This is a genomic window from Amycolatopsis sp. FBCC-B4732, assembly GCF_023008405.1.
In the GTDB taxonomy this organism is placed as follows: Bacteria; Actinomycetota; Actinomycetes; order Mycobacteriales; family Pseudonocardiaceae; genus Amycolatopsis; species Amycolatopsis pretoriensis_A.
The window spans coordinates 4,566,594-4,591,675 of sequence record NZ_CP095376.1 but is presented as its reverse complement, the minus strand read 5'-3'; the positions used below and the strand labels follow the sequence as shown (position 1 = coordinate 4,591,675).

Here is a 25,082-nt window from a genome sequence, read left to right as displayed (position 1 = left end):
GCGGTCGAGGTGATCGTGGGACCGGTGGCTGGCTCGGGCTTTGGGTGCCGGCGCCGGAGTCCTTGCGGTCGAGGTGACCGGCGGGCCGGCGGAACCGGCCCGGCTATGGTCCGGAGGGGATTGTGAGGCGGCCCGCCGCGGGCTCCGGGGGCGCGGCCCGCCCGGCTCCGGGTGCCGACGCCGGAATCCCTGCGGCCGAGGTGACCGGCGGGCCGGCGGAACCGGCCCGGCTACCGTCCGGCAGGGATCGCGGGCGGCCCGCCACGGGCTCCCGGGGCGCCGGATTCCGTGCGGCGGAGCAGGCCGGCGGGTTCGGCGGGTCCGGTCCGCCGGTGCCTACTGTCCGGAATGGACAGTGGGGCGGCGCAGCACCAGAACCACCGTGTCGTCGGCGTGGCGGACCACGTCGTGCATGCGGGTCACCAGCTCGCGGGGCAGCGTCGCGGCCGGGTGCGTGCGGTGGGTCTCCGCCAGCGCCAGCAGCCGGACCTGGCCTTCGTCGATGTCCTTGCGGCTCTCCACCAGGCCGTCGGTGTAGAGCAGCAGCGTGTCGCCCGGGTCGAGATCCACCTCGACCAGCCGGCCGCTGCCGGGGTCGGGGAAGCCGACGCCGCGGCCGATGACCGGGGCGGGCAGGAGGCGGGCCGGGCCGGATGCCTTGACCAGTACGGGTTCCGGGTGGCCGCCGTTCGCCAGGCGGGTGCGGCCGGTCGCCGGGTCGGCGCGGGCGAGGATGACCGTGGCCATCAGGTCGGGCTCGATCGCGGCCAGGGTGCGGGACGCGCGCGCGATCAGGTCGGGGAACGGGTGCCCCTCCAGCGCCAGCGTGCGGATCGCGTGGGTCACGGTGAGCGCGTGCCGCGTCGAGGTGACGCCGTGGCCGACCGCGTCGACCAGCGTCACGTGAACCTGGCCGTCGGGCAGCACGAACCAGTCGTAGAGGTCGCCGCCGGTGGGGGAGTCCTGGTCGGTCGGGGAGTAGTGGACGGCCAGCTCCAGGCCCGCCACCGCGGGCGGGCGCGGGCGCAGCGCGTCCTCCAGCTCGCGGAAGATGACCGCGTGCGCGCGGCGGAGCTGCTCGTCGCGCTGTTCGAGGTCGACGTACATCGCGAGCACGCCGCTGTTGGTTTCCGCCAGCTCGTGCTTGAGCTGCCGCTGTTCCTGCGTGAGCGTGTCGGCGCGGGAGATCAGCGCGAGCATCTCCTCGCGCGTCGCCCGCTCGTCGTCGGGGTCGGCGGGCGTCACCGGCCCGCCGCCGGCGAGGTGCCAGGTGAGCGTCTCGTCGTCGCCCCTTTCGGGCAGCAGGGGCAGGGCGTTGCGGCTGTGCTGGCTCACCGCGTGGTCGAGCCGCGCGGTGACGGCCAGCCGCCGGTCCGAGGCCGCCGTGGCCACGTCGACGGTTTCGCCGGCGGTGAGGGCGGGTTCGGCGAGCAGGGTCACGGCGAGCACCAGCCGCGCGCGGTCGCCGGGGTCGACGCCGGCTTCGCCGCAGGCGGTGCGCAGCCGCGCCCGGATCCGGTCCAGGTCGGGGCGCATCAGGCGGCCCGGCCGGCGCGCAGGGCGAGCATGGCCGCGTCGTCGCGCGGGTTCCGGTGCCGGTGGGCCAGTTCCGCGGCGAGCAGCAGCAGGTCGGGGGCCCGGCCGGGGACGCGCCACCCGGTGCCGACGCCGTCGGTGTGCAGGACCACGACGTCGTCGTCGGCCAGCTCCAGGTGCCGGACCGGCGCCGACGGCAGCGTGAACCCGACGATGCCGGGGGTGCTGAGCAGCAGCCGGGACGGGCCGTCGCCGACGCTCGCGCCGCTGACGTTGCCGACGCCGCAGAACTCGAGCCGCCGCGGCGCGATCCGCACCAGCGCGACCGCGGCACCCCGGGTCGTGCGGAGCGCGCGGTGCATGTTCGTGAGCTGGTGCGGCAGCGGGCGGTCCGGGTTCTCGGCGAACACGCGCAGCGCGGCTTCGGCGGCTTCGGCGGCTTCAGGCCCGTGGCCGAGCCCGTCGGCGACGACGGCGGTCCGGCTGCCGGTGACGTCGGCCAGCGCGACGGCGTCACCGCAGTGCTGTTCGCCTTCGCGCGCCAGGCGGAAGTGCCCGATCGCGCCGCCGGGCGGGGGCGGCGCGGGCGCCAGCAGCCGGGCGGCGGCGAGCGTCCCGGTCGCGGGCGAGGACGTGATCCGGAACCCGGTCGCCATCCGGAGCACCGCGCCGAGGCCGGTGCCGAGCGTGGCGGTGGTCGTGTTGCCGTCCAGCAGCCAGTGGTCGAGGTCGGCCATGCCGGGCCCGTCGTCGGCGGCCAGCACGTCGACGCCGCGCCCGGTCAGCGACCGCTGCACGAACACCGAGCCGCCGGTGGTGTGCTTGTCGATGTTGCCCGCGAGCTCGGCGGCCACGACCGCGGCGCGTTCGGCCAGCACGTCCGGGAGCCCGGCCGCGTGCGCGGTCTCGCGGGCGACGCGGGCGGCGGCGTACGCGGCGCTGGGGTGGTCGACGCGGATGCGGCTGGTCTGCTCGGCGACGGTGGCGGTCACGGCTGCCAGCGCGCGACCGTGACGGTGGTGCCGCGGCCGGGCTCGGTGTCGAGGTCGAAGTCGTGGACCAGACGGCGGGTGCCACCGAGGCCGTGCCCCAGTCCGGCGCCGGTGCTGAACCCGTCGGTCATCGCCTGCTCGACGTCGGCGATCCCCGGGCCTTCGTCGCGGACCCGCAGCCGCAGCCCGGTCCGCCCGGCGGGTTCCCGCACCACGTCGACGGTCATCGTGCCGCCGCCGCCGTGGATGTAGGCGTTGCGGACCAGCTCGCTGGCCGCGGTGACGATCTTCGTCTGGTCGACGATCGAGAACCCGGCGGAGACGGCGGCGGCCCGCACGGCGTGCCGGGCGGCGAGGAGGTCTTCCTCGACCCGGACGGGGTGCTCGGCGGGCGGGACCGTTCGCTCGTCAGGAAGCATGGGGCGCCTCTTCGGCGGGACGGCGCCAGCCCAGCAGCTCCATCGCCTGTTCCGCGTTCAGCGCCGTCCGGACCCCGGTCAGCGGCAGGCCGAGCTCGGTCAGCGTCAGCGCGACGGCCGGGCGCATCCCCGCCACGATCATCCGGGCACCGAGCAGCCGGCCGGTGCCGGCCAGCTGCATGAGCACGCGGGCGACGAAGGAGTCGACGATCTCCAGCCGGGAGATGTCGATGATGACGCCGCGGATGCCCTCGTCCGCGATCCGCGCGGTCAGCTCGTCGGTGAACGCGAGCGCGGTCTTGTCGTCCAGGTCGCTCAGCAGCCCGCCGAGCAGGATGTCCCCGAGTTTCAGGATGGGCAGGCCGGCGTTCACCCGGTCACGCCCGGCCGGGCGGCGGTGTCGCCGGTGAGCTGCATCGCGCTCGCCAGCGCGTCGGCGAGCGAGCCGCGGGTGACGATGTGCGAGAGGTCGATGCCCAGCTGCGTGATGGTCTGCGCGATCGACGGGCGGATGCCGCTGACCACGCACTCCGCGCCCATCAGCCGGACGGCGCTGACGGTCTGCAGCAGGTGCTGCGCCACGGCGGTGTCGACGGTCGGGACGCCGGTGATGTCGATGATCGCGACCCGCGCCTCGTTGGCCTGGATCGACTCCAGGAGGTTGTTCATCACGACCTGCGTCCGGGCGCTGTCGAGCGTGCCGATCAGGGGCACCGCGAGGACGTGGCGCCACAGCCGCAGGACCGGCGTGGACAGCTCGAGCACCTGGCTGTGCTGCTCGCGGATGATCCGTTCCCGGCCCGCCGCGTAGACCTCGAAGGTCAGCACGCCCGCGCTGTCGAGCAGCTCGTTGACCAGCAGCGCGGCCCGGTAGCGCAGCGCGGAGTCCTCGGTGTGCCGCTCGATCGCGCCCAGCATCGTGCGCTTGAGCGCGTGGATCGCCATGGCCGTGGCCCGCGGTTCGGCACCCGCGCGGGCCCGGCGCTCGGAAAGCGACGTCAGCGCGTCCCGCACCGCGGGGTCCTGGTCGACGATCCGGGACACCGGCAGCGTCCCGGCGATCGCGGTGCGCAGCGCGTCGAGCAGACCGGCGGCTTCGCGGCGGAGCTCTTGGCCGATCCGGCCGCCGTCGGGTTCCTGGCCGGCCCAGTCCCCGGCCAGTGCGGCCCGGTCTTCCTCCAGCACGCGCGCGAGCACCGCGCGGACCTGGCTGTCGTCCGTGCCCAGCACCGAGCCCTCCTCGAGTGATCGGGGCGCGCTCTGCTGTACGCCGGTTGACTGTTGTCATATAACAACAGTTGTGTCAGCGATGCAAATCCGGGGTCCGGTCCGCGAGGGCCAGGTACTCCGCCAGCCCGCCGGCGAGCGCGGCCCGGCCGGCCGGTGTCATCTTCGCCAGCAGTGTCTCGACGCGGTCCCGGCGCCGGGACCGCAGGTCCTGCAGGTACGCGCGGCCGCGGTCGGACAGCCGCAGCGTCAGCTCCCGCCTGCTGCGCGCGCTGGGCAGGCGTTCCAGGAAGCCCACCGCCTCCAGCCGGTCGCACAGCCTGCTCACCAGCGGCGGGGTCGAGTCGAGCTGCTCGGCCAGTTCCCGCAGGTTGACCCCGTCACGGCGGTCGAGCGCGACGACCGCGCGCAGCTGCGACACCGACAGCGGCCGCGGCGACACGTCCTGCGCGCCTTCCAGGACCGATTCGATGAGGCGCGCGAGAGCGGCCACGCCGTCCGGGACGGCCTGCTCGCGGGATCGATCCACGGCGTCCACTCTGACATCCCTATGCTGAACCGGCAGCACAGCTCACGCGAATCGCCGTAGACCCGGCACGCCGGAGCGGCGCAGACTCGACAGACTTGCCCGCGCCGGCGCGCGCGGACCCGTGAGCAGGAGGCAGGCGTTGGACAGATCCCTGGCGGTGGAGCGTCTCCTCCGTGACGTACCGCCGCACGACCTGACCAGGGCTTTGCGCTCGGCGCTGCGCGAGCACTTCGGTGCCGGGGCGGTCGAACTGCTGATGGCCGACTACGCGCTGACCGAACTGTGCCAGGTGGGCGAACAGCCCTACTCGTCGGAGCCGATCCCGGTCGAGGGGACCACGCCGGGCGCGGCCTTCGTCGCGCAGGCGGCGACGTTCGAGCCGGCCGCGGACGGCGTCACCGGGTACTTCCCGGTCAGCGTGCGCGGGGACCGGCTCGGCGTCCTGGCCGTGACGTTGCCCGCCGAACCCGAGCCGCCCGTCTGGGCCGAGCTCGAGCGGTTCGCCGAAGCCGTGGCCCACGAACTGTTCGTCGCCGACCGCGACACCGACCTCTACATCCAGGCCCGGCGCTCCTCGCGGCTGACGCTCGCCGCGGAGATGCAGTGGCAGCTGCTGCCCGGCCGCGCCTGCACCCGCGCCGAGTTCGCGCTCGGCGGCCAGCTCGAGCCCGCCTACGCCATCTACGGCGACTGCTTCGACTGGTCGGCGTCCGCGAGCAAGCTCGCCGTCACGCTGATCAACGGCATGGGCGAGGGCAGCGAGGCGGCCCTGCTGACCAACCTCGCGATCAACGCGCTGCGCAACGCCCGCCGCGCCGGGATCCCCCTCGACGCGCAGGCCGAGCTCGCCGACCAGGCGCTCTACGCGCACCACCGCGGCGCCGAGCACGTGGCCGCGCTGCTGCTGGAGTTCGACCTCGCCACCGGGTCGGTCGCCGTCGTCGACGCCGGTTCGCCCCGGCTCTGGCGGCTGCGGGACGGGAAGGCCGAGCGGGTCCTGTTCGACGAGCAGCTGCCGCTCGGTACGTTCGACGGCACGATCTACGAGGTGGAAAGCCTCCAGGCCGCCGAGGGTGACCGGTTCGTGTTCGTCAGCGACGGCGTCTACAACGCGGTCGGCACGCACGGCGAGCGCTACGGCGACCGCGAACTCGCCGAGGCGGTCACCGCGACCGCCGACCTGCCCGCCGCGCACGTGCCGGGCGCGGTGCTGCGGGAGCTGACTTCGCGCCGGCACGGCGGCCAGGCGGAGGACGACGCGATGGTCGTCTGCCTGGACTGGTTCGGCGCGGTCCCGGTGGCGGGCACCGGGACCGGCCCGGCGATTTCGGTGCGCCCCGCCGGGGAGTGACCACCCGCCACGGCGGGAGCGCCCGGCGTCAGCGGCCCCGGACGTCGTCGCTGTCGCCCTGCTCGTCGGGCTGTGTGGCGCCCGCCGCTTCCGCGCGCATCCGCTCGACCATGTGCGGGTGGTGCAGCTCGAACGCCGGGCGCTCGGAGCGGATCCGGGGCAGGTCGAGGAAGTTGTGCCGGGGCGGCGGGCTGGTGGTGGCCCACTCGAGCGAGTTGCCGTAGCCCCACGGGTCGTCGACGCCGACGGGTTCGCCGTAGCGGTAGCTCTTGACGACGTTCCAGAGGAACGGCAGCACCGAAAGGCCGAGCAGGAACGCCCCGATCGTGGAGACGGTGTGCATCCGGGTGAAGCCGTCGCTGGAGAGGTAGTCGGCGTAGCGGCGGGGCATGCCGGCGTCGCCGAGCCGGTGCTGGATGAGGAACGTCGTGTGGAAGCCGGTGAAGGTGGTCCAGAAGTGCCACTTCGCCAGGCGTTCGTCGAGCATCCGGCCGGTGATCTTGGGGAACCAGAAGTAGATGCCGGCGAAGGTGGCGAACACGATCGTGCCGAAGAGCACGTAGTGGAAGTGGGCGACTGTCGTGGATGTGGAAGTCCAGCGGCGGGGACGCGAGGATGATCCCGGTCAGCCCGCCGAGCAGGAACGTGACGAGGAAGCCGACCGACCACAGCATCGGCGACTCGAACGTCAGCTGACCCCGCCACATCGTGCCGATCCAGTTGAAGAACTTGATCCCGGTCGGCACGGCGATGAGGAACGTCATGATCGTGAAGAACGGCAGCAGCACGGCGCCGGTGGCGAACATGTGGTGCGCCCAGACCGCGGCCGACAGCGCCGTGATGCCGATCGTCGCGAACACCATCGTCTGGTAGCCGAACAACGGCTTCCGGCTGAACACCGGGATGATCTCGGTGACGATCCCGAAGTACGGCAACGCGACCACGTACACCAGCAGCGCGAACAGCGCGGCGGTGAGGATCGGGAACGCGAGCAGGATCGGCACCGACGTGAACAGGATGTTCCAGGTGAAGATCGGCATCCGCCACGTGAGCATCCCGGGGCAGCGCAGGCAGACGATGGTCGTGATCATGTTGACCGCGCAGAGGATGGTGCCGAGACCGGTGACGATCAGGCCGGTGATCCACAGGCCGCCGCCGACGCCGGGGGAGTGGATGGCGTTGGACAGCGGGGTGTACGCGGTCCAGCCGAAGTCCGGCGGGCCGCCGGGGGTGAGGTAGCCGGACAGCACGATCAGGCCGCCGAAGAGGTAGAGCCAGTAGGAAAACGCGTTGAGGCGCGGGAACGCCACGTCCGGCGAGCCGATCTGCAGCGGCAGGACGAAGTTCGCGAACCCGAACAAGTTGGGCGTCGCGTAGAGCAGCAGCATGATCGTGCCGTGCATGGTGAACAGCTGGTTGTACTGCTCCGGGGAGAGGAACTGCAGGCCGGGACGCGCCAGCTCGGCCCGCATCAGCAGCGCCGTCAAGCCGCCGATCAGGAAGAACCCGAACGACGTCGACAGGTACAGCACGCCGATCGTCTTGTGGTCGGTGGTGCGGATGGTCTTGAGGAGCGTGGCGCCTCGCAGGCCCCGCCGCACGGGACGGTGGGGGATCGGGGTCGCGCGGGTCGCCGTTTCGGACATCGGACTCGCCACCTGGGGCCGGCGGGATTGCGGACCTCGCGCGCGTACCCGCGGATCTCGCGCTTACACGCGGGGATCCGGTTGTCACCCCGGTCGTGAGTGTTCAGGGCGGCTAGCACCGCCCTGAACACTCACGACGGGTTCAGCCTTCCTGGCCCGCCGTCCGCAGCAGGACGGCGAGCGACCGCGCGCCGACCACCAGCGAGCCGCCGCCCGGAACCGTGCGGGGCGTCGTCAGCTGGTCGCCCGCCACGCCGCCCACGAGGACGTCGCCCACCGACCGGTGGAACACCTCGCCCGTGGTGGAGTCGAGCACCACCGCCCACTCCTCGCCGTACCCGCCGCCCGGGACGGTCATCGTGATGTCGTCCTCGTGGGCGTTGAAGCAGAGCAGGAAGGAGTCGTCCACGACGCGCTCGCCGCGGGCGTCGAGGTCGGGGATCGCGGTCCCGTTGAGGAAGACCACGATGCTGCGGCCGAACCCGGCTTCCCAGTCCTGGTCGGTCATCTCGTCACCGCCCGGGGTGAACCAGGCGATGTCGCGCAGCTCGTCGCCGCGGCGGATCGGCCGGCCGGCGAAGAACCGGCGGCGGCGGAACACCGGGTGCTGCCGCCGGAGGCCGATCACCGCCGAGGTGAACTCGAACAGCTCGCGGTTGTGCTCCAGCAGCGACCAGTCCACCCACGAGAGCTCGTTGTCCTGGCAGTAGGCGTTGTTGTTGCCCTGCTGGGTGCGGCCGAGCTCGTCGCCGTGCAGCAGCATCGGCACGCCCTGCGACAGCAGCATCGTGGCGATCATGTTGCGGCGCTGGCGGGCCCGCAGGTCAAGGACCTTCTCGTCGTCGGTCGGGCCCTCCGCGCCGCAGTTCCACGACCGGTTGTCGTCGGCGCCGTCGCGACCGTCCTCGCCGTTGGCCTCGTTGTGCTTCTCGTTGTAGGACACCAGGTCGTCGAGGGTGAAGCCGTCGTGCGCGGTGACGAAGTTGATCGACGCGAACGGGCGGCGGCCGTCGTTCTGGTAGAGGTCCGACGAGCCGGTGATGCGCGAGGCGAATTCGCCCAGCGTCGACGGTTCGCCGCGCCAGAAGTCGCGGACGGTGTCACGGTAGGCGCCGTTCCACTCCGTCCACAGCGGCGGGAAGTTGCCGACCTGGTAGCCACCGGGCCCGACGTCCCACGGCTCGGCGATCAGCTTCACCTGGCTGACGATCGGGTCCTGCTGCACCAGGTCGAAGAACGTGGACAGCCGGTCGACGTCGTAGAACTCGCGGGCGAGCGTGGCGGCGAGGTCGAAGCGGAAGCCGTCGACGTGCATCTCGGTGACCCAGTAGCGCAGCGAGTCCATGATCAGCTGCAGGGTGTGCGGCTGGCGGACGTTGAGCGAGTTCCCGGTGCCGGTGTAGTCCATGTAGTACTGCGGGTCGTTCTCGACCAGCCGGTAGTAGGCCTGGTTGTCGATGCCGCGCATCGACAGCGTCGGGCCCAGGTGGTTGCCTTCGGCGGTGTGGTTGTAGACGACGTCGAGGATGACTTCGATGCCGGCTTCGTGCAGCGTCCGCACCATCGCCTTGAACTCGTGCACCTCGCTGCCCGGCGTCGCGGGCATGATCGAGGCGGCGTACTCGTTGTGCGGCGCGAAGTAGGCGATGGTGTTGTAGCCCCAGTAGTTCGCGAGGCCGCGCTCGGTGAGGGCGTGGTCGTGCAGGAAGTGGTGGACCGGCATCAGCTCGACGGCCGTGACGCCGAGGGACTTGAGGTACTCGACCATCACCGGGTGCGCCAGCCCGGAGTAGGTTCCCCGCAGCTCCTCGGGGATGTCCGGGTGGAGCTTGGTCAGCCCGCGGACGTGGGCTTCGTAGACCACCGTCTCGTTGTAGGGCACGTTCGGCGGCCGGTCGTTGGCCCAGTCGAAGTACGGGTTGACGACGACCGCGCGGACGGTGTGCGCCGCGGAGTCGTCGTCGTTGCGCTCGCCGGGGCGGTCGAAGCGGTAGCCGAACACGGACTCGTCCCAGTCGACGCGGCCGGTGACGGCCTTGGCATACGGGTCGAGCAGCAGCTTGGCGGGGTTGCACCGCAGGCCGCGTGCCGGGTCGTGCGGTCCGTGGATCCGGTAGCCGTACTCCTGGCCCGGACCGATCCCGGTCAGGTAGCCGTGGTGGACGAAGCCGTCGACCTCCGGCAGCCGGACCCGGGTCTCGGTTCCGTCCGGGGCGAACAGGCAGAGGTCGACGCGGTCGGCGACCTCCGAGAAGAGCGCGAAGTTGGTGCCGACGCCGTCGTAGTCGGCGCCGAGCGGGTAGGGGGTACCGGGCCAAGGCTGCACAGGGCCTCCACAGTGCGCGAATGAACTCCGCCCGGATACCCGGCCGGCGCTGCTCGAATCCGTGACGTGCCTCTCCTCACCCGGACGGCCGCCCGGCCCGGGACCGCCGTCGCGCGCGGCGGTCCCGGGCCCCGGGTCAGCTCATCTTCTTCTTGGCGGCCTTCGCCTTCCCCTTCACGGTGCCCTTCGCGTCCTGCAGCGGCGCGTACGTGCTGTAGAGCGCGGGGTCGGGTTTGGGTGCGGTGCCCGGGCCGCCGAGGGGCTCGGGTTCCATCAGGTACTCGATGCCGGCGTCGGTGGTCCAGCTCGACCCCTTGGCGCCGTCGGGCCCGTCGGAGAGGTGCCAGATGGTGTGGTTGTGGGTCTGGTCCTCCTCGTCGAGCAGCGCGTTGGGGGCGATCTCGTCCTCGAGGCCGTCGGCCTTGAGCTCCTCGATCGCGGCCAGCCACTGCTTCTGGTGCACGGTGTCGCGGGCGAGGTTGAACTGCAGCATCGCCTTGACGCCGGGGTCGTCGGTCATGTTGTAGAGCCGGGCGGTCTGCAGCCGGCCCTGCGCTTCGGCGGCGACGTTGGCGCGGAAGTCGGCCAGGAGGTTGCCCGAGGCGATGATGTACTTGCCGTTCCACGGGGTGCCGTTGCTGTCGGCGGGCAGGGCGCCGCCGCCGGCGACGATGGCCTGCTGGACGTCCATGCCGCCGATCATCGCGGCCATCACCGGGTCCTCGACGGCTTCGGCGGTGACGGTCGAGGGGGCGCCTTCGAGCAGCCGCGCGACCATCGTGGCCAGCATTTCGACGTGCCCGATCTCCTCGGTCGCGGTGTCCATGATCAGGTCCTTGTACTTGCCTTCGATGCGGCAGTTCCAGCCCTGGAACAGGTACTGCATCGTCACGGTCATCTCGCCGAAGGCGCCGCCGATGAGCTCCTGGAGCTTGTGGGCGTAGACGGGGTCGGGCTTTTCGGGCTTGGCTTCGAACTGCAGCAGCTTCGTGTGACGGAACACGGGTGTTCCCTTTCGTCCGGGGTGGTGGTCGGACCGGGCTTTCCCGGTAAGGGGACGGTTAACCGCGGAAGGTCCGGCGCGTCGCCCGAGGCGGCGTACGCTCGTCTCGTGCAGATGCCGACCCACGGGCCTCCTCCGGCGGCCTTCGACCACGTGTGCTGGGGCTACCGCGACGTCGGCGAGTTCGTGACGGGCGCCCGGGACTTCCTCGCCGACGGCGTCGCCGCGGGGGAGCGGATCCTCTACGTCGCGTCCGGCGACGAGACGGCCCTGGCCGGGCAGCTGCGCGTGGACGCGCGGCTCGACGAGGCCTTCCGGCGGGGTGCGGTGCAGGTGGTCCCGGTCGAGGCGGCCTACCGCACGGGGACCGCGGTCGACCCCGTCACCCAGGTCGAGCGCTACGCCGCGGCGACGGCCGAGGCGCTGGCCGCCGGGTACACCGGGCTGCGGGTCGCCGCCGACGTGACGTCGCTGGTGCGCACCCCGGCCCAGCTGGACGCCTTCGCCCGTTACGAGCACCGCGTCGACCACTTCATGGCCGCCCACCCGATGTCGGCGCTGTGCGGTTACGACCTCGAGGAGCTGGGCGAGGACGTCGTGGCCCAGCTCGCCTGCCTGCACCCCGCCGCCCACGCGGGCGCGACCCCGTTCCACCTGCACGGCCACGGCCGTCCCGAGAGCAGCGCCGCGCTGGCCGGCGACGTCGACCCGGCGGCCCGGCGGTTGTGGCCCCTGGCGCTGGAGCGCGCCGACCTGCGGGCCGCCGGGGGGACGATCGCGATCGACGCCGCCGGCCTGACCTTCATCGACCACCGCGGCCTGCTCGCCGTGGCCGCCTACGCCGACCGGCGCGACACCACGGTCACCCTGCGGACGCGCCTGGCCGGTCCCGCCCGCCTGCTGGAGCTGCTGGACCTGTCCAGCGTCCGGGTGGAGGCGGCGTGGTGAGCACCGGAACCGCCGCCAGGGGCTACGACCACGCCGCCGTCCACTACGCGTCCGACGACGAACTGCTCGCCGTCGGCGTGCCGTTCCTGACCGGCGGCATCACCGCGGGCGAGCCGACCGTCGTCTCGCTGGAGCCGGACCGCGCCGAGCTGCTGCGCGCGGCGCTCCCCGCGGACTCGGGCACGCACTTCCTGGCGACCGGCGAGCTCTACGCGCGGCCCGCCGCGGCGATCCGGTCCTACCGCGAGCTGATGGCCGGGTTCGTCGCCGGCGGGGCAGCGGGCATCCGCATCTTCGGCGAGATCCCGCGCGCCGCGATCGACACGTCCTGGGACTGGTGGGCGCGCTACGAGTCCGCGGTCAACCACGCTTACGACGAGTTCCCGCTGCGCAGCATCTGTGCCTACGACACCCGCACGACCCCGCGCCACGTGCTCGACGACGTCGCCCGCACCCACCCGTTCATCGCCACCCCCGGCGGGCGCCGCGCGAACGACGGCTACGTCGACCCGCTCGCCTTCCTGGCCGGTCCGCGGCCGATGGTGCTTTACCCGATCCAGCACACCCCGCCGCTGGTCGAGCTCGCCGACCCGCAGCCCCGCGAGGCGCGGCAGGCGGTGCTGGCCGTGAACAAGACCGAGCTGCCCGCCGCGGAGATCGACGACCTCGTCCTCGCGGTCAGCGAGATCGCCGACAACGCCCTGCGCCACGGCCGCCCGCCGGTCACCCTGCGGATCTGGGCCGACCCGGCGTGCATGGTGGTGACCGTGCACGACGCCGGCGACGGCCCCGGCGACCCGTTCGCCGGCCTGCTGCCGGCCGAGCGCGAGGTCGGCGGCCGCGGCCTGTGGATCACGCACCAGGTCTGCAGCCAGGTCACGCTCCACAGCGACCCCACGGGGTTCACGGCCCGGCTCACCGCCGGGAACCCCTGGCCGGCCCGCTGACCCGTTCGGGGCAACGGCCGCGCGGTCAGTGGTTCGCGGCACCCACACGATGGTGGCCTGAAGTGGAAAGCGCCCGGAAGGCGAAAGTAGGTTCTGCCGTGCGGGACGGAAACCGCAATTCGCCGATTCGAGGAGTTTTCCCATGCTGAAGAAGGTTGGTTTCGTCGTGGCCACGATGGCCGCCGGCGCGTTCCTGGCCGGCGGGGTCGCCGCCGCCGGCACCCCGGACGGCCACGGGCACCACGGTTACGACCAGAACGACCAGCTCGGCTTGCTGAACCTGAACAACACCGACGCGCTGCACAACGTCAACGCCACGCTCGGCGTGTGCGACAACGACGTCAACGTGCTGGGCGTCCAGGTCCCGGTGCGCAACGCGCTCAACGGAATCGGCGTGCCGATCCTTTCCCCGGGTTCGCACGAGGCCAGTGGCGAATCCCCGTACAACTGCGCGGCGGGCGCCATCGCCGACGGCGGAACGAGCCAGGGCAACTGATTTCCCGGGCCGGCGACGTCCGGCTCGAGCGGGACCGGCCGGAAACGAAAGCCGGTCCCGCTCGAACGCATTCACCCCCCGCTGGAAAAGGCGGGGGGTTTTGTTTTCCCGCGGCCGCCGCCGGGACCCCCGCCGCTGAGTGCTGCGCGGGCGGCCGCCGCGGCATACGCTGTTCGCGCCCGATCCCGATCCGAGGAGTCCGCCCCCGCATCTGTGTGCCTCGCGAAAGGTCCCCGCCATGTCGCAGCAGGTCAGTCACGAAACCACGGCCGCGGACGGGGTGAACCGGCGCAGCGTGCTCGCCGGGCTCGCCGGCGGCGTCGCCTCGATGGGGCTGCTCGCCCCCGCCGCCACGGCCGCCGCCGCCGAGAACGGCGGGCGGCCGCAGCACGACGAACGCGTCGAAGCGCTGCTCAAGAAGATGACCTTGGCCGAGAAGGTCGGTCAGCTGCAGCTCGTCGGGGACGAGACCACGGCTCGCGCGGCGCTCGCGGACGGGCGGCTCGGCGGCGTCTTCTCCGTCGTCGGCGCGGCCAAGCTCAACGCCCTGCAGCACCTCGCCGTCGAGCGGACGCGGCTGAAGATCCCGCTGATCTTCGGCCTCGACGTGATCCACGGGTATACCACCAACTTCCCGATCCCGCTGGCCCAGGGCGCGAGCTTCGATCCCGCCGTCGCCGGCGCCGACGCGACGGTCTCGGCGAAGGAAGCCCGTGGCAGCGGCATCCACTGGACGTACGCGCCGATGATGGACGTCACCCACGAGCCGCGGTGGGGGCGGATCGCCGAAGGGTACGGCGAAGACCCCTACCTCGCCACGCAGCTCGCCGTCTCGAAGGTGCGCGGCTACCAGGGGCGCGACTACTCCGCGCCGGACCGGCTCGCCGCCTGCGCCAAGCACTTCGTGGCCTACGGCGGGGCCGAAGGCGGGCGCGACTACAACACCGTCGACGTCTCGCTGCAGCGGCTGCACAACTTCTACCTGCCGCCGTTCAAGGCCAGCGTCGAAGCCGGTGTGGCGACCGTGATGGCCAGCTTCAACACCATCAGCGGCGTGCCGGCGCACGGCAACGGTTACGTCCTGCACGACGTCCTCAAGGGCCGCTACGGCTTCGGCGGCTTCGTCGTCAGCGACTACACGGGCATCCAGGAGCTGATCCTGCACGGCCTGGCCGGCGACGGCGCGGACGCCGCGGCGGCCGCCCTGCCCGCCGGTGTCGACATGGAGATGGTCAGCACGAACTACGCCGAGTTCGCGCAGCGGCTGCTGGACCAGCGCCGGATCACCCGCGACCAGATCGACGACGCCGTCCGCCGGATCCTGCTGGTCAAGTTCCGGCTCGGCTTGTTCGACCACCCCTACGTCGACGAGTCCACCGAGGTGAAAGCGCCTTCACCGGCCGCGCTCGCGGCGTCGCGGCAGGCCGCCGGGCGGTGCATGGTGCTGCTCAAGAACGACGGGCCGGTGCTGCCGCTGGCGAAGTCGGTCGGCTCGGTGGCGGTCGTCGGCCCGCTCGGCGCGGCGACCTACGACCTCAACGGCACCTGGTCGGGCCTGGGCACCGGCGCTTCGACGACACCGCCGGTGACGGTGGTCGACGGGATCAAGGCCGCGGCGCCGGGAGCCACGGTGACCTACACCGCCGGCTGCACCGTCGACGGCACCGACACCGGCGGGTTCGCCGCGGCGCAGCAGGCGGCGCGCGCGGCCGACGTGACCGTCGTGGTGGTCGGCGAAACCGCCGCGATGAGCGGAGAGGCGGCTGCGCGCAGCACCATCGACCTCCCGGGTGTGCAGCAGCAGCTGGTGGCCGCGATCAAGGAGACCGGCAAGCCGTTCGTGGTCGTGCTCGTCAACGGGCGGCCGCTGACCATCCCGTACCTGCACGACAACGCACCCGCCGTGCTCGAGGCGTGGGCGCCGGGCGTGCAGGGCGGCCACGCGATCGCGGACGTCCTGTTCGGCACGGTCAACCCGGGCGGCAAGCTGCCGGTCAGCTTCCCGCGCGCGGTCGGGCAGATCCCGATCTACTACAACCACGAGAACACCGGCCGCCCGGCCGATCCGGCCAACAAGTACACGTCGAAGTACCTCGACCTGGAGTCCGGCCCGCTCTACGAGTTCGGCCACGGCCTGTCGTACACGACGTTCCGCATCGACGGCCTCCGGCTTTCGGACACGCGCCTGCCGGCCCGCGGCGGGCGGATCCAGGTGAGCGTCCGGGTCGCCAACACCGGTTCCCGCGCCGGCGACGAGGTCGTGCAGCTCTACTTGCGCGACCCGGTCGCGAGCATCGTCCAGCCGGTCCGCCGGCTGCGCGGCTTCCAGCGGGTGACCCTCGCCGCGGGCGCGTCGACCGCGGTGTCGTTCACACTCACCCCGGACGACGTCGGGTTCTACGACAACACGGCCGCGTTCCGCGTGGAGCCGGGCAAGATCGAGGTTTACGTCGGCAACAGCTCCGCGGCGACGCTGTCGTCGAGCTTCACCGTCGTCTAGGAGCGGCAGAGCAGCGCGTCAGGCGTCCGGTTCGACCCGATCCGGCCCGTGTAGGCGACCCCGGCGACGTACTCGCCGGGGGTGCACTGCCCCTTGTAGTTGCCCGACGCGAAATCGCCGCCGGGGTCGCCGGCCGGGCGGTTGTCGCCGCGGTCGAACCAGACCGTGCGGCCGGTGCGGCCGAGCGGGGTGGGGGAGCGGCCGCACAGGACCGCGGAAACCGCCGCGCCCTTCACGCTGTAGCCGACGACCGCGTGGTCCGGCGGGCACTGGGCCTTGGTGTAACCGGACGCCCAGTCGGTGTCCACAAAGGACTCGTCGCGGACGGCGGTGTACGCCGTGGGCGTGGGCAGCGTGCCGGTGCAGAGGCCGCGGTTGCCGGTGTGCGCCAGGCCGGTGAGGCGCTGGCCGTCCGGGCAGGAACCCTTGCGCGCGCCCGGATCCCAGTCCGGCTTCGCGCGCATCGTCCGTGACGCCGGGAAGTCGGCGTAGTCCAGGTCGAGCATCGACCAGTGCCCGGCCGGCGGGACCTGCCCGGTGCGCGCGGGCGCGTTCACCAGCCGCTGCCAGGCCGGGCCGCGCCAGTCGGACCCGTCGAGGACGTCGATGCGCCGGCCCGCCGCGTCCCACGCCAGCAGGGACCAGCCGTCGCCGGAGCCGTTGGTCTGGAAGCCGACCGCGGGCCAGTAGGCGAAATCGGTGTCGGTCTCGGCCAGGTAGTCCACGAAGTTCTCGAACCAGGCGCGGGAAGCGGCGTCGGTGGTGCCGCGGCCTTCGCCGAACTCGCTGATCCACAGCGGTGCTGTGTAGTGCTTGCCGGTCTCGGCCTCGACGAAGAACGCCTGCCGGTACAGGGTGTCGCGCAGCTGCTGGGGCGTGAGGTCGCGGTAGCGCGGGTCGTGCGTCTCGCCGACGCCGGTGGCGCCGGAGTGGTTCGGCCCGGTGTAGCCGTAGAAGTGCGCCGAATAGACGAGTTTCCCGGAGTCGACGAGCGTGTGCGACAGGGTGCGCGCGGGCTCCAGCGTGGGGCGGCCGTGGGCGAAGCCGTCGATGGGCAGGCCGGTCCAGTTGATGCCTTCGACGATGATCAGCAGGTCGCGGTTGGCCTCGGTGAGGATCCGGTCGGCGACCTGCTGGCTCGCGCGCTGCCAGTCGGTTCCGTTGCCCCAGCCCCAGTTCGGGTCGTCGAAGGTGTTGCGGCGAACTTCGTTGTACAGGTCGGCGCCGACCACGCGCTTGTTCGCGGCGTAGCGGCGGGCCATGAACAGCCAGTCGTCCTGCCACTGCTGCTCGCTCTGCGCGGTGTTCCAGCGTTCGTTGCCGTCGAGCCCGCAGCACCAGCGCGCCGTCGTGGTGTGGTTGTTGAGGATGACGGCGAACCCGCGCGCGGTGAGCCGGTCGACGACGCGGTCGTACACCTGCAGCGGGGTGAGGCCGTGCAGGCCGGGGTTGGCCGGCAGGTCGGGAACCGCGTCCGGGTCGTGGATCATCGCGTTGGAGAACGGCAGCCGCACACTGTTGAGGCCCAGCTGCGCGAGTCCGTCGATGACGGTGTCGATCGGCGCGCGGTCCAGCCCGAGCGGGGTCTGGTAGGCGATCTCGCCGGCGTGGTGGTTGGCGGGGTCGTTCGTGTCGCCCGAACCGGTCCACGTCCCGCTCGCGCCGTGCCAGTTGGCGGCTTTGAGCTTGAACCGGTCGCCGTTGGCGTCGACGATGTAGCGCCCCCGGGTGCTCAGCGGTCCCACCCACGGCGCCGGCGCCGCGGCTTGCGCGGGCGGGGAAAGGGGAACGACGAAGCCGGCGGCCGACAGCACGGTGAGCGCGACACTGAGGAACCTCACCGGCGGAGGTTAACCAACCACGAGGCCGGGTGTATACGGCCATGCGGTGGCTCAGCGGCGAATCGCGGCCTCGATGTCGGCGAGCTGGGCGGCGATCAGTTCTTCGAACGCCGCGCCGCGCTCCGCGCCGAGGGGACGGACGTCGCGGGCGAAGTGGGCCAGCGCGGGGAAGCGTTCCGGGTCGGCGCCCAGCACCGCGACGCGGAACAGCTCCAGGCCCTGCTCGCGCTCCTCCGGCGTGATGGTGGTGACGCCGGCTTCGGCCGAGATCAGCGCGGCGATCAGGATCGCGAGCCGGTGGTAGCGCACCGGGATCTCCTCGTCGGGCAGGCCCGCCTCGCGCAACGCCGCCAGGACCTGCTCCATGACCAGCCGGGACCCGTGGCCGCCCGAGGCGTAGCGGCCCCAGATCGCCGCGATCTGCGGTTGCGTGCCGAACGCTTCCCGCAGGCGCCGGGCGAGCGCGGTGAGGCGTTCCTTCCAGTCGCCTTCGGGCCGGTAGCCGTCCACGGCGGACACCAGGATGCGGTCGGCGAGCGCGCGCAGCAGTTCCGTCTTGGTGCGGAAGTGCCGGTAGAGACTCGAAGAGTCCGTCCCGAGCGCCGCGGCCAGCTTGCGCACGCTGAACGACTCCGCGTCACTCGTGCGCAGCAGTTCCGCCGCCGTGTCCAGGATTTCCTCGGTCGTCCAACGCCTGCGGCCCGCCATTTCGCCCCTTTCGACGTCTTCAGCATACCCTATGCACTTGCCGTTGCACGCACCGCGTGCATAATGAGGGCGCAAGGGGCCCGGTCGTCGGGTCCCGGCTCTGGGAGGACACCGTGCTGAATTCGTCCGCGCTCGACGCGGCTCTCGAAGACGTCCACCGCGCCGGCGTACCCGGCCTGTTCGCCGAAGTCCGTGCGGGGGACCAGGCCTGGCGCGGCGCCACCGGGGTCGCCGACATCGATACCGGGCGGCCGGTCACCGCCGGAATGCGGCACCGCGTCGGCAGCATCACCAAGACCTTCACCGCCGCCGCGGTGCTGGCGCAAGTCGAGCAGGGCCGGATCGAGCTCGACAAGCCGGTGGGGCACTACCTGCCGAAACTGGTGCCCGGCGACGCGATCACGGTCCGGATGCTGATCAACCACACCAGCGGGCTCGCCGAGTACCTGCCCTGCGCTTATCCGTCGCTGCGGGCGTTCCCCGACCTGGCGAAGACGTCGCCGCAGAGCCTGGACGACCACCGGTTCACCCACTTCGACCCCGTCGAGCTGATCGCGCTGGGGGTCGGCGCCCCGGCCGCCGGCGCGCCGGGCAGCACGCCCGGGCTGTACTCGAACACCAATTACCTGCTGCTGTGCGAACTCCTCGAGCACGTGACCGGCACAGCGGCCGAGAAGGTCATCACCCGCGACGTCATCGAGCGCGCCGGGCTCCGCGACACCGAACTACCCGGCGGCACGCACATCGACGGCCCGCACTCCCGGCTCTACGAGTCCTGGTTCGGGATGATCGACCCGCCGCGCGACTACAGCGTCTACGACATGTCGTGGGTCGGGCCGTCGGCGTCGCTGATCTCGACCGTCGCGGACCTCAACCGCTTCTACGCCCGGCTGCTGGCCGGCGAAGTCGTCAGCCGGGCGTCGCTGGCGGAGATGCAGCGGACCGTGCCGGTGATTTCCCAGGAGGGCAAGGTGATCCCGTACGGGCTCGGCCTGCACCCGGCGGAGGCGCCGGGGCGGCCCACGTTCTGGGGCCACGGCGGCACGGTCTGGGGCGGCGGCGCGCTGGCGATGACCCGCGCCGACGGCGGGCGGCAGCTGGCGCTCGCGCTGAACCTGCAGCGGTGGAACGAACTCGACGCCACCGGACGGCCCCGGCCGCACCCGATCGACGCCGCGCTCGCGGTGTTCCAGCGGCTCGCGCTGTACGGCGGGTGAGCCGCGGCGGTCGGCGGCGACGGAAATCAGAGCCGAGGATCACGTGCGTCCGCGGGTCGCAGAACAGCGGCACCTGCTCCGGCGAGCCGCTGACGACGTCGGCCACTTCGGCGGCGCTCAGCCGGTCGCGCCAGTCGGCCCAGCCCTGTCCGGCCAGCTCGAGGAGGAGTTCTTCGCGGGATTCGAAGTACCGGCGCAGCGCCGACGGGTGCAGCCCGACCCGCTTCGTCACCTCGGTCAGTGTGACCTCGCGCACACCGCGCTCCACCGCGAGCTCGCGCGCCGCCGTCAGGAGCGCGGTCTTGCGGGCCTCTCTGTCCTGGTCGAGCTGGCGGGGCCGGGAAGAACCATGATCTTCTTCGTCACCGGCGCATCCCGCGGGCTCGGCCGCCGGGTCGTCGCGACCGCCCGTGACCGTGGGGGGATGCGCACCGGCTGGGCGGGGGCGTCGATGGCGATGCCGCCGATCAGCGAGCCGTACGAGGCGACCGTCGGCGCGTCCGCGCGGGCGATGGCCGACTTCGAAGAGCACGCGAACGGTGACCCGCGGAAGGTCGCCGCCCTCGACGACCCGCCGCTGCGCCTGCCGGCCGGCAGCGACGCCTGCGAGTTGAGCCGGTCCACCGACCCCGAATCCGCCGATGGGGCCTGGCGCGGTCAGCGCGGCGCGAGCCTCCCCGACGTGCGGGCGTGACGCCGTCGAGTGGTCGAGGTTCCGGACGGCCCTCCACTGGGTAGCCCACAGGTGTGAGGCTGAGCAGGCTGTGCCTGCGGCGACGAGTGAGAGGTGATCACATGAGCCAGGGCGACGCCCCGGTCGGGCGATCGGTGAAGACGGCGGCGGCCGGCGTTCGGGATCTCGCCGCGGAGGCCGCGCGAGTGGGTGCGGCCGCGGCCGTGCGAGCGGTCGAAATCACCGACCGGAAACTGGCCGAAAGCAAGGACGAGCTGGCCAAGGTCGGCCGCGCGGCGACCAAGGACCTGGACAAGAGCACGCGGTCGTCCCGCCGCGACGTGCTGTCCAACTCCACGGCGGCCCGCGACGAGGTACTGGCCCGCGCGGCGAAGATGCGCGACCCGGGCCGCAAGGCCGCCCTCGCGGTAGCGGCGGTGGTGGGCTCGGCGAACGAGTCCGGCAGGCGTAGGCGCAAGGCGGTGGCCACGGCGAAGCGTGACTTGGCGGTGGCCCTGCAGGAAGCGAAGGGCGTGGCCCGCGGCGAGCGCGGCAAGCGAGCCCGCTGGCCCTGGGTGGTGGCGGCTGCCGCGGTGGCGGGCGCGATCGTCGCGGTGGTGCAGGTCCGACGGCCGAACCCGTTGGCCGACCAGGCCGCGGACCCGGCCACACTGCCGGCCGACAAGCCGGTGGCGGTGCCGTCGGAGAAACCGGTCGCCCCGAAGCCGGCTTCGGTTCCGCCTGCGGCGGCCGACAAGCCGGCGGCTCCCAAGGCATCCCCGGCGCCTGCGCCGACGCCGACTGCGGTGCCGCCGAAGCCCGAGGTGAAGCCTGAGGCGAAGCCGACGGAGGGCGCGAAGAACGGCCGCGAGCCGGTTTCGCGGGGCCAGAACAAGGGCCACTAGTCCCGGTAGCCGCTGCCCCGCACCCCCGCGATCGGGGGTGTGGGGCAGCGGCATGCCTTGGGTAGGCGGGAAACGCTTTCCCGCCGGGATGGGTGTGGTACGGGGCCGGACTGAGTAGGTCGGCGCGGCAGCTCTGCGGGCGTGGCTGAGCCTGGTGCGGCGGATGCTGGGGTTTGTGACTATGCGGTGCCGGTGAGTTGGCCGGGTCGCGGCAATCCTGGGGAGTGGCTGAGCCTGGCGCGGCGGATGCTGGGGCTTGTGACTATGCGGTGCCGGTGAGTTGCCCGGGTCGCGGCAATTCCGCGGGAGTGGCTGAGCTTGGTGCGGTGGTCGCTGGGGTTTGCGGCCGGGAGGTGTGGGGCACCGAGGAGTGGCGACTCCGCGGGAGTAGCGAGCCTGGCGCGGCGGTCGCTGGGGCTGCGGCTGGGAGGTGTGCGGCAGCGGCGAGTTGCGTGGGTTCGGCAATCCTGAGGGAGTGGCTGAGTCTGATGCGGCGGTCGCTGGGTTTGTGGTCTAGAGGTGTGCGGCGCCGTGGGGTTGGCCAGGGCGCGGCAATTCCGCGTGAGTGGTCGAGCGTGGCGCGGCGTTCGCTGGGGCGCGGTCGAGAGGTGTGCGGCACCGGCGAGTTGGTCAGGGCGCGGCAACCCTGCGCGAGTGCCCGAGCCCGGCACGGCGGTCGCCGAGGTGAGTGGACGCTTTGCCGCGCCGAAACAGGCGTAGATGAGCCTGCTCCGGTGCGAGTGGCGCACCGGAGCGGCGTTATCGAGGCGCGAGCGAGATGGGCGCCCGGCCACCCACGGCACCCGGACCGAAGGGGCGCCAGCCGGCTACTCCTCCTCGGTCACCCGGATCACCGTCTTCCCGCGGGTCCGGTGGGCGAACTCCGCCGGCACCTCCGCGAGCGGCCGCACCGCGCCGACCCGCACCTCGAGACGGCCGTCCCGTACCCGCTGTGCCAAGTCCGTCAGCCGGGCTCGGTCCGGTTCCACCACGAAAAAGACCGCGCGCCCGTCCGCCGGGCGGAGCCGGGGCGGCTCGGCGATCGTCACCAGCGTCCCGCCCGCCCGCACCAACGCCGCCGAGCGGTCGAGGACCTCGCCGCCCAGGACGTCGAGGACCACGTCGACCTCGCCGGCCTCCGCCAGCTGGTCCGGCTCGAAGAAAGCCGCCGCGCCGAGGCCGAGCACCGTCTCGCGGTCCGAAGGGCGGCCCGTGCCCAGTACCCGGGCTCCCGCCGAGCGTGCCAGCTGGACCGCCAAGGATCCGACGCTGCCCGCGGCGCCGTGGACCAGGACCGTCCGGCCGGACTCCAGGCGGCCGTGGTCGAAGAGTGCCTGCCAGGCCGTCAAACCCGAGATCGGCAACGCCGCCGCCGTCACGTGGTCGATGTCCGCGGGGAGCGGGGCCAGGTTGCGGGCTTCCACCGCCGCGTACTCCGCGAGGGTGCCGTCGCGGGTCCAGTCGGCCAGGCCGAACACGCGCTGGCCGATGGTCAGGCCCGTCGTGCCGTAGCCGAGTTCCGTCACCACGCCGGAGAGTTCGTGGCCGGGGACGCTCGGCGCCCGGTCGCGGCCCGCGCGGTCGGTCCACGTGGCCGGCCAGGTGAGCTCGCCGGGCGTGAACGCGGCGGCGTACACCCGGACGACGACGTCGTTCTCCGCCGCGTGCGGGTGCGGTAGTTCGGTGAGTTCGGGTTCCGCCGTGCGGTCCCGGACGGTGATGGCCTGCATGTGATCAGCCCCGTTCGAGTGGGTTGGCCGCCATCCGGGTGGCGAGGTCGTTGCGGATCGCGGCCGCGGCGGAGCTGTCCGGTTTGCGGCCGGCCTGGTCGCGGAAGCACCGGAGGAACTCGGTGACGAGGTCCAGCCGCGGGTACCGGGTCAGCACGCCGGTGCGGAAGGCGCCGGGCAGCTCCGCGACGCCGCGCCCGGCGATGTCGGCCGCGGCGGCCCTCGACAGCAGGAAGCCCTCGGGGTCTTCGGCGGGGTCCACCTCCGCCCACATGTGCCGGACGATCACCTCGGCGAGCCGCTCCCGCCGCGCGGCCGGCCACCCCGCGCCGGCGGCGAACACCCACGCGACGTGGCCGCCGGCGACTTCGAACGGCTTCGTGTGGCTGTCGAACTCCGGGGCCAGCCCGACGTCGTGGAGCATCGCCGCGACGAACAGGAGCTCGGCGTCGAACTCCACCTGGTGCGCCTCGCCGAGCGCCGTCGCCCAGGCGTAGACCCGCATCGCATGGTTCAGCAGTGACGGCGAGGAGTACGCCGCCGCCACTTCGGCCACGGTCGTGCAGGCCGGGCCTTCGGGGAAGGACAGTTCCATGACCCGAGAGTACGCCTTGCATTACGACCAGTGCATGTAACGTAACTTACCTCCGGCCGGAGAAGTCGACGTCGCTGCAGAAGTAGTACGACTGGTCGAGGTGGCTCGCCTGCCAGATCGTGTACACGACGTGCCGTCCGGTCCGGGTGCCCGCGTCGACCGCGACCTGGTACTGGCCGGCGGGGGCGAGGCGGCCGGCTTGCGCGACCAGTTCGAGGTTGCCCCAGCCGAGTGATTGCGTCGCCGGGTCGAAACCCTGGCGGGTGACGTAGACACGCAGGTAGTCCGCGCCGTGGTGCGCCTGGTCGGTGACGGTCAGGGTGAACCGGTTGTCCTTCTTCGCCGTCTGCCACGCGCCGACCGTGTCGAGCGCGTTGTACCGCGGGCTCTGGGTGCGGCCGCCGCTGCAGAGCTGCCCGTCGGGGATCGCGCCCTGGTGGTTGCCCGCCACGCCCTCGCGGTAGAGCCCGTTCCAGTTCCACATGGCGTTCGGGTCGGCCTGCCAGGCCTGCCGGCACATCGGGTCCTGCGTCGCCATCGCCGGGTTCTGGAAATCGCTGCCCCAGCGGGCCCAGCAGCCGTAGTTGCGCGACGGCGGATCCGTCGCCGAACCGTGCGCCTCGGCGACGCCGGTGAGCACGCCGCCCAGCAGTACCGCGGCGGCCAGGGAAAACCAGGTCTTGCGTCCGGGAACCACGTTGTCCTCCTTCGTCCGGGGCCGGTCGGGGAGCGCTCCCACGAGTTCGACGCCAGACCCTACACCGGACGGGCAAAGGGTTCCGGCGAGAGAAAGCGCTTTCCGGAGCGGCCACGAACTGAACGGTTCCTGAACGGCCGCGCGCCGGGACGCGGGTTTCCCCGGCGGGACCGGCGTTCTGGGACGCAGCGTGAACGTGTGACCCGCCGGCTGCTCCGGCCGGGTGCATTCGGAAAAAGTCCGACAGCCGAACTGTCTACAAAGGACAAAGGCCGCCCTCGCCGTTCGGGACACGGCGGGGGCGGCCTGCGCCACAGGACCGGGATCAGCTCCCGGGACGCTCGACGTCTCCGCGCCAAGCGCCGGTCTCGTGGCCGTCGCGGTCCTCGATGAACGTCTTGAAGCGACCCAGGTCACCCTTGACGCGGCGGTCGAGGATGCCCAGCTTGTCGGCGACGTTTTCGACGAAGCCCTCCGGGTCGATGTCCAGCTGCGCGGTCACGCGGGTGTGCCGGTCGTCGAGGCGGTGGAACGTCACGACGCCCGCGTGGTTCGGGCCGGAGTCCGATTTCCACGCGACGCGCTCGTCGGGGTGCTGCTCGGTGATCGTCGCGTCGAACTCCCGGGTCTGCCCGCCGACGCTGATCTTCCAGTGCGTGTGGGTCTCGTCGAGCTGCCGGATCTCGTCGACGCCCTCCATGAAGTGCGGGAAGGACTCGAACTGCGTCCACTGGTTGTAGGCGGTGGCGACGTCGGTTTCGACGTCGACGGATTCGGTGACGGTGCTCATCGCGGC

The 25,082-nt window shown here is 72.4% G+C and carries 22 protein-coding genes and 2 pseudogenes; 8 read left to right on the top strand and 16 right to left on the bottom strand.

Features of this window, described 5'->3' with window-relative positions; all coding sequences use genetic code 11:
* Positions 1-336: 336 nt before the first annotated feature.
* The 6 genes from MUY14_RS20100 to MUY14_RS20075 all read right to left on the bottom strand — a co-directional run bounded on the left by MUY14_RS20100 (position 337) and on the right by MUY14_RS20075 (position 4,712).
* Entirely contained in the window at positions 337-1,536 is a 1,200-nt protein-coding gene (locus tag MUY14_RS20100) for a PP2C family protein-serine/threonine phosphatase (protein ID WP_247024560.1), read from the bottom strand.
* Positions 1,536-2,528, bottom strand: coding sequence for a SpoIIE family protein phosphatase (locus tag MUY14_RS20095; protein WP_247024559.1), 993 nt, complete (start codon positions 2,526-2,528; stop codon positions 1,536-1,538). The genes MUY14_RS20100 and MUY14_RS20095 overlap by 1 nt, the downstream gene beginning before the upstream one ends.
* A complete protein-coding gene (locus MUY14_RS20090; RefSeq protein ID WP_247024557.1) occupies positions 2,525-2,947 on the bottom strand; it encodes an ATP-binding protein in 423 nt (140 codons plus the stop codon). Before MUY14_RS20090 ends, MUY14_RS20095 begins: the two co-directional genes overlap by 4 nt.
* Positions 2,937-3,320 (bottom strand): STAS domain-containing protein, encoded by a 384-nt coding sequence (locus tag MUY14_RS20085; RefSeq protein WP_247024555.1) that lies wholly within the window; start codon positions 3,318-3,320, stop codon positions 2,937-2,939. Before MUY14_RS20085 ends, MUY14_RS20090 begins: the two co-directional genes overlap by 11 nt.
* Complete coding sequence (locus MUY14_RS20080; RefSeq protein WP_247024553.1) at positions 3,317-4,177, bottom strand: STAS domain-containing protein; 861 nt, start codon at positions 4,175-4,177, stop codon at positions 3,317-3,319. Before MUY14_RS20080 ends, MUY14_RS20085 begins: the two co-directional genes overlap by 4 nt.
* A gap of 73 nt (positions 4,178-4,250) precedes the next feature.
* Positions 4,251-4,712: a MarR family winged helix-turn-helix transcriptional regulator gene (locus tag MUY14_RS20075; RefSeq protein ID WP_396126826.1), complete on the bottom strand. Its 462-nt coding sequence runs from the start codon at positions 4,710-4,712 to the stop codon at positions 4,251-4,253.
* Positions 4,713-4,842: 130 nt separating this feature from the next.
* On the opposite strand from MUY14_RS20075, the gene MUY14_RS20070 reads away from it, so the two are divergent.
* Complete coding sequence (locus MUY14_RS20070) at positions 4,843-6,054, top strand: PP2C family protein-serine/threonine phosphatase (protein WP_247024551.1); 1,212 nt, start codon at positions 4,843-4,845, stop codon at positions 6,052-6,054.
* A 28-nt stretch (positions 6,055-6,082) separates the two neighbouring features.
* On the opposite strand, the pseudogene MUY14_RS20065 reads toward MUY14_RS20070, so the two are convergent.
* The 3 genes and pseudogenes from MUY14_RS20065 to MUY14_RS20055 all read right to left on the bottom strand — a co-directional run bounded on the left by MUY14_RS20065 (position 6,083) and on the right by MUY14_RS20055 (position 11,029).
* A pseudogene (locus tag MUY14_RS20065) lies at positions 6,083-7,700 on the bottom strand (cbb3-type cytochrome c oxidase subunit I).
* A 142-nt stretch (positions 7,701-7,842) separates the two neighbouring features.
* A complete protein-coding gene (gene glgX, locus MUY14_RS20060) occupies positions 7,843-10,026 on the bottom strand; it encodes a glycogen debranching protein GlgX (RefSeq protein ID WP_247024550.1) in 2,184 nt (727 codons plus the stop codon).
* Positions 10,027-10,162: 136 nt separating this feature from the next.
* The gene (locus MUY14_RS20055) at positions 10,163-11,029 is read right to left on the bottom strand and encodes a manganese catalase family protein (protein WP_247024548.1); all 867 of its coding nucleotides are present in this window, start codon (positions 11,027-11,029) and stop codon (positions 10,163-10,165) included.
* A 114-nt stretch (positions 11,030-11,143) separates the two neighbouring features.
* Here MUY14_RS20055 and MUY14_RS20050 point away from each other — a divergent pair, with 114 nt between their 5' ends.
* From MUY14_RS20050 to MUY14_RS20035, 4 genes are all read left to right on the top strand, one after another.
* The gene (locus MUY14_RS20050) at positions 11,144-11,977 is read left to right on the top strand and encodes an MEDS domain-containing protein (RefSeq protein WP_247025181.1); all 834 of its coding nucleotides are present in this window, start codon (positions 11,144-11,146) and stop codon (positions 11,975-11,977) included.
* Positions 11,974-12,924, top strand: coding sequence for a sensor histidine kinase (locus tag MUY14_RS20045; protein WP_247024546.1), 951 nt, complete (start codon positions 11,974-11,976; stop codon positions 12,922-12,924). The genes MUY14_RS20050 and MUY14_RS20045 overlap by 4 nt, the downstream gene beginning before the upstream one ends.
* 142 nt (positions 12,925-13,066) lie before the next feature.
* Positions 13,067-13,420 (top strand): hypothetical protein, encoded by a 354-nt coding sequence (locus MUY14_RS20040; RefSeq protein ID WP_247024544.1) that lies wholly within the window; start codon positions 13,067-13,069, stop codon positions 13,418-13,420.
* Positions 13,421-13,658: 238 nt separating this feature from the next.
* Positions 13,659-15,920: a glycoside hydrolase family 3 N-terminal domain-containing protein gene (locus MUY14_RS20035; RefSeq protein ID WP_247024542.1), complete on the top strand. Its 2,262-nt coding sequence runs from the start codon at positions 13,659-13,661 to the stop codon at positions 15,918-15,920.
* Here MUY14_RS20035 and MUY14_RS20030 read toward each other — a convergent pair.
* Both MUY14_RS20030 and MUY14_RS20025 read right to left on the bottom strand, forming a co-directional pair.
* Positions 15,917-17,761, bottom strand: coding sequence for a glycoside hydrolase family 5 protein (locus tag MUY14_RS20030; protein ID WP_396126825.1), 1,845 nt, complete (start codon positions 17,759-17,761; stop codon positions 15,917-15,919). The two genes, MUY14_RS20035 and MUY14_RS20030, sit on opposite strands and share 4 nt — an antisense overlap.
* Positions 17,762-17,812: 51 nt before the next feature.
* Complete coding sequence (locus tag MUY14_RS20025; protein ID WP_247024540.1) at positions 17,813-18,469, bottom strand: TetR/AcrR family transcriptional regulator; 657 nt, start codon at positions 18,467-18,469, stop codon at positions 17,813-17,815.
* 113 nt (positions 18,470-18,582) lie between these two features.
* Here MUY14_RS20025 and MUY14_RS20020 point away from each other — a divergent pair, with 113 nt between their 5' ends.
* Positions 18,583-19,686, top strand: coding sequence for a serine hydrolase (locus tag MUY14_RS20020; protein WP_247024538.1), 1,104 nt, complete (start codon positions 18,583-18,585; stop codon positions 19,684-19,686).
* A 166-nt stretch (positions 19,687-19,852) separates the two neighbouring features.
* On the opposite strand, the pseudogene MUY14_RS47330 reads toward MUY14_RS20020, so the two are convergent.
* Positions 19,853-19,978: pseudogene (locus MUY14_RS47330) on the bottom strand (helix-turn-helix domain-containing protein); the annotation flags it as partial.
* 57 nt (positions 19,979-20,035) lie between these two features.
* On the opposite strand from MUY14_RS47330, the gene MUY14_RS20015 reads away from it, so the two are divergent.
* Both MUY14_RS20015 and MUY14_RS20010 read left to right on the top strand, forming a co-directional pair.
* Positions 20,036-20,380 (top strand): hypothetical protein, encoded by a 345-nt coding sequence (locus MUY14_RS20015; protein ID WP_247024536.1) that lies wholly within the window; start codon positions 20,036-20,038, stop codon positions 20,378-20,380.
* 101 nt (positions 20,381-20,481) lie between these two features.
* On the top strand, positions 20,482-21,264 hold the full coding sequence (locus MUY14_RS20010; RefSeq protein WP_247024535.1) for a hypothetical protein: 783 nt from the start codon (positions 20,482-20,484) through the stop codon (positions 21,262-21,264).
* Between the two features lie 827 nt (positions 21,265-22,091).
* On the opposite strand, the gene MUY14_RS20005 is transcribed toward MUY14_RS20010, so the two are convergent.
* The 4 genes from MUY14_RS20005 to MUY14_RS19990 all read right to left on the bottom strand — a co-directional run bounded on the left by MUY14_RS20005 (position 22,092) and on the right by MUY14_RS19990 (position 25,076).
* Positions 22,092-22,994 carry an NADP-dependent oxidoreductase gene (locus MUY14_RS20005; RefSeq protein ID WP_247024534.1) on the bottom strand — a complete coding sequence of 301 codons (903 nt, stop codon included), beginning with the start codon at positions 22,992-22,994 and terminating at the stop codon, positions 22,092-22,094.
* Positions 22,995-22,998: 4 nt separating this feature from the next.
* On the bottom strand, positions 22,999-23,589 hold the full coding sequence (locus MUY14_RS20000; protein ID WP_247024533.1) for an HD domain-containing protein: 591 nt from the start codon (positions 23,587-23,589) through the stop codon (positions 22,999-23,001).
* 46 nt (positions 23,590-23,635) lie between these two features.
* Positions 23,636-24,286: a lytic polysaccharide monooxygenase gene (locus MUY14_RS19995; protein WP_247024532.1), complete on the bottom strand. Its 651-nt coding sequence runs from the start codon at positions 24,284-24,286 to the stop codon at positions 23,636-23,638.
* 325 nt (positions 24,287-24,611) lie between these two features.
* Positions 24,612-25,076: an SRPBCC family protein gene (locus MUY14_RS19990; protein WP_247024531.1), complete on the bottom strand. Its 465-nt coding sequence runs from the start codon at positions 25,074-25,076 to the stop codon at positions 24,612-24,614.
* Between the last annotated feature and the right edge of the window lie 6 nt (positions 25,077-25,082).